The sequence below is a fragment of the Paenibacillus sambharensis genome (assembly GCF_003233845.1).
Classification (GTDB): domain Bacteria; phylum Bacillota; class Bacilli; order Paenibacillales; family Paenibacillaceae; genus Paenibacillus_I; species Paenibacillus_I sambharensis.
Window position 1 is genome coordinate 539,136 of sequence record NZ_QKRB01000044.1, and the last position, 12,970, is coordinate 552,105.

At 56.9% G+C, this 12,970-nt stretch carries 8 protein-coding genes; 7 read left to right on the top strand and 1 reads right to left on the bottom strand.

The genetic code is table 11. The features are described 5' to 3' along the window. Positions 1–100: 100 nt before the first annotated feature. From DNH61_RS13810 to DNH61_RS13840, 7 genes are all read left to right on the top strand, one after another. Positions 101–6,412 (top strand): alpha-amylase family glycosyl hydrolase, encoded by a 6,312-nt coding sequence (locus tag DNH61_RS13810; RefSeq protein WP_111147227.1) that lies wholly within the window; start codon positions 101–103, stop codon positions 6,410–6,412. Between the two features lie 752 nt (positions 6,413–7,164). Continuing rightward, positions 7,165–7,746 (top strand): nitroreductase family protein, encoded by a 582-nt coding sequence (locus DNH61_RS13815; protein WP_111147228.1) that lies wholly within the window; start codon positions 7,165–7,167, stop codon positions 7,744–7,746. A 91-nt stretch (positions 7,747–7,837) separates the two neighbouring features. After that, on the top strand, positions 7,838–8,257 hold the full coding sequence (locus DNH61_RS27125; protein ID WP_111147229.1) for a TFIIB-type zinc ribbon-containing protein: 420 nt from the start codon (positions 7,838–7,840) through the stop codon (positions 8,255–8,257). A 184-nt stretch (positions 8,258–8,441) separates the two neighbouring features. After that, positions 8,442–9,467: a LacI family DNA-binding transcriptional regulator gene (locus DNH61_RS13825; protein ID WP_111147230.1), complete on the top strand. Its 1,026-nt coding sequence runs from the start codon at positions 8,442–8,444 to the stop codon at positions 9,465–9,467. A 126-nt stretch (positions 9,468–9,593) separates the two neighbouring features. Beyond that, a complete protein-coding gene (locus DNH61_RS13830; protein ID WP_111147231.1) occupies positions 9,594–10,760 on the top strand; it encodes a Gfo/Idh/MocA family protein in 1,167 nt (388 codons plus the stop codon). Between the two features lie 83 nt (positions 10,761–10,843). After that, the gene (locus DNH61_RS13835; RefSeq protein ID WP_111147232.1) at positions 10,844–11,569 is read left to right on the top strand and encodes a ThuA domain-containing protein; all 726 of its coding nucleotides are present in this window, start codon (positions 10,844–10,846) and stop codon (positions 11,567–11,569) included. Between the two features lie 26 nt (positions 11,570–11,595). Next, positions 11,596–12,708, top strand: coding sequence for a Gfo/Idh/MocA family protein (locus tag DNH61_RS13840; protein WP_111147233.1), 1,113 nt, complete (start codon positions 11,596–11,598; stop codon positions 12,706–12,708). Positions 12,709–12,805: 97 nt separating this feature from the next. Here DNH61_RS13840 and DNH61_RS26410 read toward each other — a convergent pair whose 3' ends face one another. Then, positions 12,806–12,967, bottom strand: coding sequence for a hypothetical protein (locus DNH61_RS26410; RefSeq protein WP_181438708.1), 162 nt, complete (start codon positions 12,965–12,967; stop codon positions 12,806–12,808). Positions 12,968–12,970 lie beyond the last annotated feature (3 nt).

Consider the following 12,970-nt stretch of genomic DNA (forward strand, 5'->3'; position numbering starts at 1 on the left):
CAGGGGTCAGTAATCGAAAACACCTTTGGTTGGAGATGCGCAAGTGGCTGGGAGTCTGCAATTTTGGCATGAATGATCACATAGCAGAGGAGTCGATGAAATGCTAAAAGGTTTCGCACGGTTCAGGAAAATATCCTCAGCCGTTCTGGCGGCCGCGCTGATTGTGCAGCTGCTGTCTGTTCTGACGGTTTCGGAAAGCGCTTACGCTGCAGTTCAACCGGGAAGTGAGGCTGCGGGGCCGGCATTCATGGAACAGCCAGGGGAACACAGCACCTGGTCTGTTACAGGCACAATGAACAATTGGGAGCTTGACCATGAGCCAAGCAGAATGAAGCATCTGACCGGCGGCTTTCATGCCGTAACGCTGCCGCTGGCAGCGGGCACCCATGAGTTCAAGCTGACCCGCAATAACAGCTGGGACGGGGCGATGGGGGATGAAGGCGGAAACTTTAAGCTGACGCTTCCCGAAGCCGGGGATGTGAGCTTCTATGTGAATGAGGATATTCAGGCTGCGAGAATATCGGTGCCGGGAGTGAAGGGGCTTCCGCAGTATACGGCTTCCTTCCCGGAAGACAAATGGCCGAGGCTTGCTGGGGATTTGCAGACCCGGCTAGGCGAGGCGGCCGATTGGTCGCCGGCAGATTCGAAGCTGTATATGATTGATTATTACTTTGACGGATCGGTGTTCAAGCTGCAGCGGTCACTGCCTGCCGGAACCTATGAGGTGAAGGCGGTCTTCGGTCCCGACTGGACGGAGAACTATGGAGCAAACGGTGCGGATGGGGAGAACCTCAAGCTTACAGTGGAAGACGGCAGCTATACCGTATTCACACTCGATTATGCGGGAGAGCGGAAGCTGACGGCGGACACGGTCAGCCCTGGCGGAACGGACGGGCAGATCAGAACGGAGAGCCTGCTGTTCGACAGCCGCAGTATGACCTTTAAGCGTCCATTCGGTGCTATTGCCGAGCAGCAGCAGGATGTCACGCTGCGCATAGCCACTGCACAGGATGATGTCCAGCTGGCGCGTGTAGAGCTGACGGACGCGAAGGGGCTCGCGCAAACCTATGACATGCGCAAGGCGACGGTATTGGAGGGACGTGACTACTATGAAGTTACGATTCCGAAATCGGCTTTTGCAGGGATTGGCATATGGGGCTACAAATTCATTCTTGTTGACGGACCGGTTAAGGTCGAGTACGGAGATGACGACTCCCGCGGTGGGAGCGGCACTGCTGCTGAAGAGGGGGCGCTGCCATTTGATCTCACCGTATATGCGGCTGATTTCCAGACACCAGACTGGATGAAAAATGCGGTCGTTTATCAGATTTTCCCGGACCGCTTCTTCGACGGAAGCAAGGACAACAACCGCGCGAAGGTGGTGGACGGCTATCGCGGCGAGGTTGTGAAGACGGATGGGCAGGATAGAATCCTGGCTTATCCGCTGCAATACTTTGACGGAGGGGTACCCGGGGAGCCGGTTCCTGAACAGATAGCAGGCACCTGGAGCACGATTCCGGAGAATCCAGACCGCAGCACGCCGGAGAACAAGCCTTACTACCCGGATGCCGTGACGGATGGCATTTGGACCAATGAGTTTTACGGCGGGGATATCCAAGGGGTGCAGCAGAAGCTGAATTACCTGGAGTCGATCGGTGTAACGGCGATTTATTTTAACCCGGTGGCATGGGCTGCTTCTAATCACAAGTATGATGCAACGGACTATAAGCATCTTGATCCGATGTTTGGCGAGCCGGTCTACAATACGCCTGGCGATCCGAAGTCGGGGCTGAATGTGGAGCAGACCAGAATCGCTTCCGACAAAGTGTTTATTGCTTTTGCACAGGAAGCGCGGGCTAGAGGCATCAAGGTGATCACAGACGGCGTATTCAACCATGTCGGCGATGACTCGATCTATTTTGACCGGTATGAGAAATATCCCGAGATTGGTGCTTACGAGTATTGGGCGAAGGTGTACGACCTGCAGAATGAAAGTCCGGGCATGACGCTGGCGGATGCCGAGCAGCAGGTGCGGGATGACTACACGGCCCGGCTGAACCCGGCTACAGGAACAAATTACAAGTACCCGGAGGACTTCGAGTTCACGACCTGGTTCACCATTCTCAACGAGAAGACGAAGGACCGTGACGGCGTTGCAACCATTTATAAATACGATGCCTGGTGGGGCTATGATTCTCTGCCGGTTATGGATGCGGTCGAGCCGCAGCCGGGTGATGAGCATGCCCTTGAAGGCGTTCATGAGTGGAACCTGCCGAGCTACCGCGAGTATGTCATCGGGCATGATCTGTCCGGACTGAGCGATGAGGAAGCGGAAGCAGCTATGCAGAACACCGCGTCCCAGCGCTGGCAGTGGATGGGGGCAGGCGGCTGGCGCCTTGATGTTGCGCCGGACGTATCGGAAGGCACGTGGGAGAAATTCCGTGAAGCTGTCAAGTCAACTGCAGGACGTCTGGATGCAAGCGGAAATGTCATTGAAGAACCTATTATTCTGGGCGAGGAGTGGGGCGTGGCTACCCATTATCTGCTCGGCAACCAGTTCGATTCGGTCATGAATTACCGGTTCCGGGCAGCGCTGCAGAGCTTTATGAGCGGCGGCAGTGCAGCTAACTTCCATCAGTCGCTGGAATCCATTCGCGAGGATTATCCGGAGGAAGCATGGCAGGTCATGCTGAATCTCGTAGGCTCGCATGACACGACGCGCTCCGTGACGAAGCTGGAGTATCCGGGCTATGAGGAGGAGCGGATCAAGACCGCGCCGGCTGCATCGGAAGCGGCTCTGAAAGATCAGGAGCTAGTGGCGATTTTCCAGATGGGCTATCCGGGTGCCCCCATGATCTATTATGGGGATGAAGTCGGGCTGGAAGGCACCAAGGACCCGGATTCACGCCGGACCTTCCCGTGGGAGCGTGTTGCTGAAGAGAACGGCAGCTTCGCGGGCACAGGCCGTTATGCCGGGCTGTTCGACACTCATCAGAAGGCGGCCGCGGCACGGCATAACAATAAAGTGTTCCGGACAGGCGAGCTTAAGCTTGCGTACGCGGAAGGCAGTGTGATTGCTTATGCCCGGAAGAATGAATCCAAGGGCGGCCTTGTGGCCATTAATAACGGTACAGAAGCTGCGACATTCGAAGCGAAGGCTGCGGGCTTCCTGCCGGATGGCTTGACGCTTGCGGATCAGCTGGGAAGCGGCATAACGGCGGTGGTGAAGGACGGCAAAATTGCCCTGACCCTGCCTGCCAAAAGCGGCGTTATGATGGTCTCGAACGAGACGCTGACGCCTGTGCCTGATGTGATGCAGCTGCAAGCTGCGGCGGGCAACGGATCAGTCACGCTGTCGTGGGAGCCTCTGCAGAATGTGGATGGCTACCGGGTGTACCGTTCACTGATGGAAGGCGGGGCATTGGAGCTGGTTGGCACCGTGACCGGAGCAGCTGAATTCAAGGATGACGCTGTTGCGAACGCTACGCGATACTACTATGCCGTAACTGCGTTTGCAGGCAGCTCGGAGGGCAGAGTGGGAAGGATGATATCCGCTATGCCGTCTTATCCGATTCAGTCGGTTGAGATTACGCAGCCTGCAGCGGATATGACCATCAGCGTTGGCCGCAGTACGTATGCCATCGAAACGGCAGTAAACGTACCGGGTTTGACGGACTATCCGGCTTATGCCGGAAAGGCGGCCCCAGAGCTGCAGGGACGGCTGTATTACTATTCTGAAGGCATGAACCCGGCTGACGCGGATTACACGGCGCTGAAGTATCGCGGTGATCTGGCTGACGGCAGGAAGAGCTATGAAGCAGCGTTTGAGCCGGTGACAGCCGGGGCCTATACGTACTATGCTGCCTTTACGGCTGACCAGGGAGATACGTGGACGAAATCGTCAACTGCCAGCTTGATGGCAGAGCAGGATCAGACGGACACAACTGCGCCGGAAGCGCCAGTGCTGGCCGAAATCCTGCAGGAATCCAGCCGGGCGGCTCTGAACTGGACATCGTCGGATAATTCGGTGGCGGGCTTCGAAATATACCGTGCGGCAGCGGATGCAGACAGCCCGAATTTCCGCAGGATCGCAACCGTCAGCAGCCAGGCGAGAAGTTATCAGGATTTCACCGTCAGCAACGACAAGGCCTACCGTTACAAGGTCGCAGCCTATGACGCGGCTTACAATCGAGCGGTATCCAATGAAGCCGCCGTTACACCGAAGCTTGTAATGATCGATGTCACGATGCGGCTGCATGTACCGGAGTATACGCCGGCAGCGGATGACATTACAATTGCGGGAGATTTTAACGGCTGGAATGTCAGCTCCACGAAGCTGCAGGTGCCGAGCGGGGCGACAAGCCGGAGTATAGTGGAGTATACCTTCAAGATGATGGCCGGCAAATCTATTGAATACAAGTATGCGCGCGGGCGCTGGGAGACAGAGGCCTTCACCAGCCATGCAAGGATTCCGGATGACCGGAATGACCGGGGCAATTGGGCATACAGCTCCACCGACACCAATATGAAGCTGAAAATCACCAACCAGGGCGGCAACCGTATGATTGTCAATGACTATGTGCTGCGCTGGGCGGATATGCCGATGATTGTCTCGATGCCGCGAATCTCCTATGGAGAAGATATCGAATACACAACGGCAGAGAGCAGCTTCAAGCTCAAGGCCAATGTGCCTTATGGCGTGCAGTTCACAATTAACGGCCAGCCAATTCCGGAGCAGGCTATGGACGCATTTGGTCATGTGGAGCTGGACAATATCCCGCTCAACCCGGGATTGAACACGTTCACGCTGCATATCGAGCCGACGGCCGAAACCCTCGCTGAGCCATGGTATACGGATAAAGGCCGGGCCGGTCAGGCAACAAAGACGATAGTCTTGAACATCACACGTACAGATGGCTCAGGCGGAGAGCCGGGCGGGGAGCCTGGCGGGGAGCCTGGCGGTAACCCTGGTGGAACGCCAGGTGGAACGCCAGGTGGAACGCCAGGCGGTAATCCAGGCGGGGAGCCTGGTGGAACGCCAGGTGATAATCCAGGCGGGGAGCCTGGTGGCAATCCAGGGGGAGACCCTGGCGGGGAGCCTGGCGGCAATCCAGGTGGTAACCCTGGCGGGGAGCCTGGCGGCAATCCAGGTGGTAACCCTGGCGGGGAGCCTGGCGGCAATCCGGGAGGTAACCCTGGCGGGGAGCCTGGCGGCAATCCAGGTGGGACACCGGGTCAAACACCAGGTCAAACACCAGTCCCCGGCGCTGTGCCGGCTGAAAAGGATCAGACCACGCAAACCGTTGACGTCAAGCAGCTTGAATCAGCGTTGAACGAAGGGGGCGCCACCTTGGCGATAGGTGAGGGCATCAAGCGGGTTGTGCTCCCTATGACAACTGGCGAGAAGCTTAAGAACGGAACCCTGACGCTGAAGCGAACAGGACTGGACATGACGCTGCCAGCCGAAGTGCTGCGTGATGCCGCAGCACTTGCGGACGGAAGCAGCGGTCAGCTGATCATTGATATTAATCCGCTCGGGGAAGCCGGAGGGGCCCTTCTGACGCAGGCCGGCAGCGGCACAGTGAACGTGACGCCTGCAGGAGAGATTTTTGATTTCAGTCTGGCAGTCATGCAGGAGGATGGCAAGCGCCATAACCTGACTGCTTTTGAGAAGCCTGTCGTTCTGACCTTTGCGGTTGGCGAGTCGATATCCCGTGATATGAGCGGTATTTTCTATATCAGTGAAAATGGAGAACTTGAATATGTAAGAAGCGTTTGGAAGGACGGAACGGTTTCCGCAGCTGTCAGTCATTTCAGCATGTACGGTGTGCTGACTGTGAACCGCAGCTTTACGGATGTGGGGCAAGATCACTGGGCGCTTGCGGCGGTCAAGTCGCTTGCAGCCAAGCAGATTATTAGAGGGACGGGAGCAACCAGCTTCCAGCCGGACCGGAGCGTAACTCGAGCTGAGTTTGCGGCGATGCTTGTCCGGGCACTTGGCTTGGAGGGAGAAGGAGGAGGAGCCGGCGCCGGTTTTGCCGATGTTGCGGACAGCGCATGGTATGCGGAAGCAGTAGCGGCTGCGTACCAGTCTGGCATTGTAACAGGCAGAAGCGGTGAGCGCTTTGCTCCTGACGAACTGGTTACAAGAGAGGAGATGGCGGTCATGCTGATGCGTGCTGCCGATAAGCTGGCACTGTCCGGATCGCCGGACGGCCGTAACACAGGAAGCCGTGATAGCATCTTCACAGATGCCGGCGCCTTTAGCTCCTGGGCGGCGGATGCAATCAACCGGGCTGCGGCAGCGGGACTGCTGCAAGGCCGCTCGGGCAACCGGTTTGAGCCTCAATCAAATCTAAGCCGCGCTGAGAGCGCGCAGTCATTGTATAACCTGCTGCTGCAGGATTCTTAATAGAATCCTGTCAAATGGCTGGAAGGCTGGGAGCAGGACCGTATTGCTGCCTCGGCGGCCGGTTATCCCGGCAGGCTTAGCAGAGATAATAAGGGGGCCGTCCGATAGGGACGGTTCCCTTCTGCTGTTTGGCGCCATTATATCTGGCAGGGCCGTCCGGCGGCCGTCTCAGCGTTGGACCTACGAAGTAGACTATCCTTCAACTATGCATATATACCAGGAGCTGGCTCTGAACACTCCGCAAGCGAATGAAGTCATCTCATTCTCGGCTTCCTTCAGACTTCTAATCTGCATGGCTAACGAAACTCTTACATGCTAATCCTGCAAATTCGATGCCTGCTCAATTGTAACGAACATGAGCTGTCTTATTTGGTGATTTAGGCCTGAATCCCTGGATTATTGGGGCATTAGCGACTGTCAGTTTCGTTACAGAACAGAATCGGCCTTTTGGGGGCTAATAGCGTTTGTCAGTTTCGTTAGCGTATAAGCGCAGCCTTGTAACCCGGGTTTGCATCCGGCAGGCAGGAGCGTATACAATCAGGTTAGAGGGTAATGAGATTCATTATCAATGGTGATGCATGATAAGGTTTACTTGCTGCGCGGCAAACGGCCAGCTGCCTCATGCTAATCAACAAGCTAGATTAATAAACCTAATTAATAAAATTACTTAACAGGCTGCATTTATTAACAAGCTTAATTAGCAGGCTGCTCTGCTCGACCGGCGGTTAATACATGGTGAGGAGGCTCATAACATGAATGTTTACGAAGCGATACGGGGCAGAAGGACAGTTGGCCGGGTCAAGCAGGACCCGGTGCCGCGGGAAAAGGTTGAACGGCTGCTGGAGGCGGCGAACTGGGCGCCCAGCCATCATGCGACAGAGCCGTGGAGATTCTTCGTGATGACGGGTGAAGGACGTGATGTGCTGGCTCAGGCTTATGCGGATATTGCCGCTGAGCAGGCGCAGACTGCGGATGCGGAAGCGTTGGCCGAGCTTAGGGCCAAGCATGCGGCCAAAGCTTATCGTGCGCCTGTAATTATAGCTGCAGCGGTCTCGCCATCCAATGCTCCCAAGGTAGACCGCAGGGAAGAACTGGCCGCGGCGCATGCAGCGGTCCAGAACCTGCTTCTTGCCGCTCATGCGGAAGGGCTCGGGGCTATCTGGCGCTCGGGTGAGCCGATGTACGACCCGATTATGAACAGCGCCTTTGGCCTGAAGGAAGGCGATGTGCTCGTAGGTCTTATCTATCTCGGATATCCGGATATTGAGCTTCCAGAGGGAAGAAGGCGGCCGGTTCAGGAGAAGACGGTCTGGCTTACGGGACAGCAGGTCTAATTCAAATAGGTTACGGCTTTAGTCAGGTTTTAGAGACGAACGGGTCGATTGGCACGTATAATAAGCTCATAAGGGAAGGGAGGCTGATTCAATGAATTGTCCGGTATGTGACGGCATCAGAATGAGAGAAGTTGAGAAGGACGGCGTTATGATTGATATCTGTCCGCAGTGTAAAGGGGTATGGCTCGACCGCGGCGAATTGGACAAGCTGATGGGCGGCGTCCGGGAGATCCGGGAGGAATTCAACCAGTGGCACAACGAGCGGCACAGAGAGCAGAGCGGCGGCCAATATGGAAGCCAAGGCAGCAGCGGCGGCCAATATAACCCAACTCCGGGAGGCTACAGCCCTAATCCAGGCGGTTTTGGCGGGAATCAGGGGAATTACAACAACAGCCGTCCAGGGCAGTACGGCAGCCAGCCGGGCCACGGGCACGGGAACTATAAGGACCCTTACTACGGGAAGAAGAAGAAAAAGAACTTTCTCGACCAATTGGGAGAGCTGTTCGACTGAACAAAGCCGGATCCGCCAGCTTCAATCAATGCCTGCAAGGGCATGTGAGGCTGGCTTTTTTCTGCTTGAGCAGGAGGACAGGAAATATATAGACCCAGCGATTTGTTGACAGCAGGACTGCCGCATGGCAAAATGTACACGTGTACATGAAAGCGAATACAACTTAGGGTGGTAATCAACAGATATGGCAACACGCAGTGAGGTGGCTAGACGGGCCGGGGTTTCCGAGGCGACGGTATCAAGAGTGCTGAACGGTGTCGGACCGGTAAGGGAGGAAACCCGGAAGAAGGTAATGGAGGCAGCGAGGGAGCTCGGCTATCACCTCAATGCCGTAGCAGCCAGCTTTGCGAGAGGCCGAAGCGGGAACCTTGGGGTGGTGCTTCCGCATGTGCCGAAGGTCCGGCTGTTCTCTACCTACTACTTCTCCGAAATCTTGAGCGGAATCGGAGAGGCGGTCCGCGAAGGGGGATACGGGCTCCTGCTGCTGCATCGGAGCCCTTCGGAAACGTATGACTACCCTTCGCTCTTCCACAGCCGCAGGGTCGATGCCTGCATTGTGCTGGGGGCAAGCGATCTGCCGGAGGAGAGGGCCAGCATTGGCTTTGCAGCCGGACAGGGACTGCCGCTGTGCCTGGTTGACCATGATTATAAGGGGCTGCAGATCAGCTCGGTCGCAGCGGATCACCGCAGCGGAAGCCGGGAAGCGGTCAGACATCTGCTGGCGGGCGGGTCCAGGAGGATCGGCTTCCTGAACGGCTCACCCCATTATGCAACAAGCAGGCTGCGGCTTGAAGGTTATGCAGATACAATGGCGGAAGCAGGAATAACGCTTGATGAACGCCTGCTCTACCAGGGCAATTACAGCCGCAAGAGCGGTTACGAGGCAGCTGGCATCGTTCATAAGGACAGGATGGCAGGCCGTGTTGATGCGCTCTTCGCGGCTAACGACCGGATGGCAATCGGGGTGATTCAGGGACTCAAAGAGCTGGAGCCGCGTCTGGGGCACTTCCCGGTTGTAGGCTGTGATGATTCGGATGCCGCACGTCTGTCTGATCCGCCGCTGACTACCGTTCAGGTCCCCTTCTACGACATGGGCCGGCTGGCGGCGGCAAGTCTGCTGGAACAGCTGGGAGAAGGCGGCAGCGCAGTGTTTCAAGAGGTGCTGCCCACGAGCCTAGTCGTCCGGCAGTCGTCGCAGCCTGTTGTCTGATCATGAAGTCCTTCAGCCTGCAGACGATCGTCCGGCGGGTTACGAATCAAATCCTAAGCGCCGCGGAACAGCAGCATCAGAAGTTTACAAGCAGCGGGGATAATCAAGTCTAGGAGGAGAAGAATCATGGAGCCAAAAGAAATTCGTGTAGGTATGGTAGGCTACAAGTTTATGGGCAAGGCTCACAGCCAAGCTTACAGGGATGTACCGATGTTCTTCCCGGATTCTCCGAAGCCGGTTATGAAGGCAATCTGCGGCCGGGACGCGGAGGCCGTTCGGCAAGCAGCCCGCCAATTCGGCTGGGAGAGTGCCCTGACGGACTGGCGAGAGCTCGTAAGCCGCAGTGACATTGATGTCATTGATATCAATGCCCCGTCGAACGTGCATAAGGAAATTGCGATTGAGGCAGCAAGGGCCGGCAAGCATATTTTCTGTGAGAAGCCGCTTGCGCTGTCGCTGGCCGATTCCCGGGAGATGCTGCGGGAAGCCGAGGCAGCGGGCGTAAAGCACATGGTCGGCTTCAACTACCGGTTCGCACCAGCCGTTCAGCTGGCAAGGAAGCTTGTATCTGAGGGAAGGCTTGGACAGATCTATCATTTTCGTGCGTGGTTCCTGCAGGACTGGATTCTTGATCCGGACTTCCCGCTTGTATGGCGGCTTGATAAATCGGTTGCCGGTTCCGGCTCGCATGGCGATCTCGGCGCCCATCTGATCGACTTGGCTCACTTTCTGGTCGGTGACATGTCCGAGGTTATTGGCATGAGCGAAACCTTCGTTAAGGAGCGCCCGATGCCTTCGTCCATGACAGGTCTCAGTGCCAGCGGCAGCTCGGACGGCCCCAAGGGGCCCGTAACTGTAGATGACGCGACGCTGTTTATGACACGCTTTGCAAACGGGGCGCTGGGCAGCTTCGAAGCGACCCGGTTCGCCGCCGGACACCGGTGTACGAATGCCTTCGAGATTAACGGCAGCAAGGGCAGCGTGAAATTTGATTTCGAGCGGATGAACGAGCTGCAGGTTTATTTTACCGGGGATGATGAGGATGTTCAGGGCTTCCGGCGCGTACTTGCGACCGATCCGGCCCACGCCTATATGGATGCCTGGTGGCCTGCGGGACATACGATTGGCTATGGCCAGACGTTTACGCATGAGGTGGTTGAGCTGCTGCAGGCGATTGAAGCGAACAGGCAGCCAATACCGAATTTCCATGACGGAATCAAATGCCAGGCGGTGCTGGAGGCGGTGGAGCTGTCCATTGATGAGCGGCGCTGGGTTCGAATCGACGAGCTGTAGGATGTACGGCGGATTGGCGGAAGGGCTAGGAGCGCAATGGCAGGCTAAGCAGGGAAAGGATACCTGAAGGGAGCGGATTGAATATGCGCAGGGCATTAATTGTATGGGGCGGCTGGGACGGCCATGAGCCGAAGCAGGTCGCAGGTATTTTCCGGGAGCTGCTGGAGAAGGAGCAGTTCGAGGTGGAGGTATCAGATACGCTGGAGGCATTCGCAGATCGTGACAAGCTGCTGGGACTGGACCTGATCGTACCGGTATGGACGATGGGGCGGATTGAGCAGAAGCTGGTTGACCACGTTTCGGCTGCTGTCCAGCAGGGCGTTGGCCTTGCCGGATGCCACGGGGGCATGTGCGATGCTTTTCGCGAGAATGTCGATTGGCAGTTCATGACCGGCGGCAACTGGGTTGCTCATCCAGGCAATGACGGGGTGGATTACACAGTGGAAATCCGGCACAGCACAAGTCCGCTTGTACAAGGCATCGGAGACTTTGCCGTCAAGAGCGAGCAGTATTACCTGCATGTCGACCCTGCGGTTGAAGTGCTGGCGACGACCCGGTTTCCGGTTGTTCCCGGCCCGCATTCGGCTAACGGCCCGGTTGATATGCCTGTCATCTGGACGAAGCGCTGGGGAGCCGGCAGAGTCTATTATAATTCGCTTGGCCATGTCGCGGAGATTGTCCGTATGCCGGCCGTGCTGGAGCTGATGAGACGGGGCTTCCTCTGGTGTGCGGAAGGCAAAGATGCGGCGAAGGCAGATCAGGGACAAGGCACAGAGATTTATACCGGCATGGCGGACAGCCAGCTGTAATTTAGCGGACAGGAGAGTACGCTGCGATGAATAAGCTGAAGGCTGGAATTATTGGTACAGGCAATATCAGCGGCATCTATATGCAAAATGGCGGCCGCTTTGGCTCTATGGAAATTGCCGCCTGTGCTGACCTGGATGTCGAGCGGGCAAAACAAAGAGGGGCTGAATACGGCATTCGCGGCTGCTCGGTGGAGGAGCTGCTGGCCGACAAGGAAATCGAGATGGTTATTAATTTGACCATACCGCAGGCGCATGCCGCCGTCAGCCTGCAGGCGCTTGAGGCAGGCAAGCATGTATACCTGGAGAAGCCGCTCGCGGTAACGCGCGAGGAAGGGCGCCAAGTGCTGGATAAGGCGAACAGCGCAGGGCTGCTGGTTGGAGCGGCACCCGACACCTTTCTTGGCGGAGGGATTCAAACCTGCATTAAGCTCATAGCTGAAGGTGCCATCGGCATCCCTGTCGGGGCAACGGCCTTCATGATGTCCGGAGGCCACGAAAGCTGGCATCCCGATCCGGAGTTCTATTACAAGCAGGGCGGAGGCCCGATGTTTGATATGGGACCCTACTACCTGACTGCGCTGATTGCTATGCTGGGGCCGATCGCCCGCGTGACAGGCTCTGCGCGGATTTCCTTCCCGGAGAGGACGATTACAAGCAAGCCCAAGGCCGGACAGAAAATAGAGGTTGATGTGCCGACCCATGTTGCCGGTCTGATCGACTTCGTCTCCGGTCCTGTCGCTACGCTGGTGACCAGCTTTGATATTAAGGGAGGCTCCATGCTGCCGCGGATCGAGCTGTACGGAAGCGAGGGGACACTGCAGGTGCCGGATCCGAACACATTCGGCGGACCGGTCCTGCTGTGCCGCGCCGGGTCGCGTGAGTGGGAAGAGGTCGCGCTGTCGCATGGCAGCAGCGATAATGCCCGCGGCATAGGCGCAGCCGATATGGCAGAGGCCATCCGTACCGGACGGAAGCACCGGGCATCAGGCCAGCTTGCGTACCATGTGCTCGAAGCCATGCATGGCTTTCACGACGCTTCTGAACTCGGCTGCCACTACGGCATGCAGAGCACCTGCGAGCGGCCGGAGCTGCTGCCAGCCGGCCGTGAGAACGATTTATCCGGATCAGCACGAGGCTGAATCATGCCTCCAGAGTCCGCAAGACTAACAAAGCCTTCGGCCAGCGCTTGTTAAGCGCATGGTCCGAAGGCTTTTTTTTTCATCCATAGCACCGAACCTACAGATGCTCCCGGTTCACCTGTTCATTGCGGATCATCTGCTCCAGCTTCTCGATCAGCCGGTCATGCTCGGGAGGGGATTGACGGAGCTTGAACAGGCTCTTCCTCTTATCCCGCTTCAGCACCTCGAGCATGTATTCCTTCTCCTTCAAGGTAAACATCTG

Excerpts from the sequence above, each read along its gene's own strand:
- DNH61_RS13810 (WP_111147227.1), top strand. The coding sequence starts at position 101 with ATGCTAAAAGGTTTCGCACGGTTCAGGAAAATATCCTCAGCCGTTCTG.
- DNH61_RS13815 (WP_111147228.1), top strand. The coding sequence starts at position 7,165 with ATGAATGTTTACGAAGCGATACGGGGCAGAAGGACAGTTGGCCGGGTC.
- DNH61_RS27125 (WP_111147229.1), top strand. The coding sequence starts at position 7,838 with ATGAATTGTCCGGTATGTGACGGCATCAGAATGAGAGAAGTTGAGAAG.
- DNH61_RS13825 (WP_111147230.1), top strand. The coding sequence starts at position 8,442 with ATGGCAACACGCAGTGAGGTGGCTAGACGGGCCGGGGTTTCCGAGGCG.
- DNH61_RS13830 (WP_111147231.1), top strand. The coding sequence starts at position 9,594 with ATGGAGCCAAAAGAAATTCGTGTAGGTATGGTAGGCTACAAGTTTATG.
- DNH61_RS13835 (WP_111147232.1), top strand. The coding sequence starts at position 10,844 with ATGCGCAGGGCATTAATTGTATGGGGCGGCTGGGACGGCCATGAGCCG.
- DNH61_RS13840 (WP_111147233.1), top strand. The coding sequence starts at position 11,596 with ATGAATAAGCTGAAGGCTGGAATTATTGGTACAGGCAATATCAGCGGC.
- DNH61_RS26410 (WP_181438708.1), bottom strand. The coding sequence starts at position 12,967 with ATGTTTACCTTGAAGGAGAAGGAATACATGCTCGAGGTGCTGAAGCGG.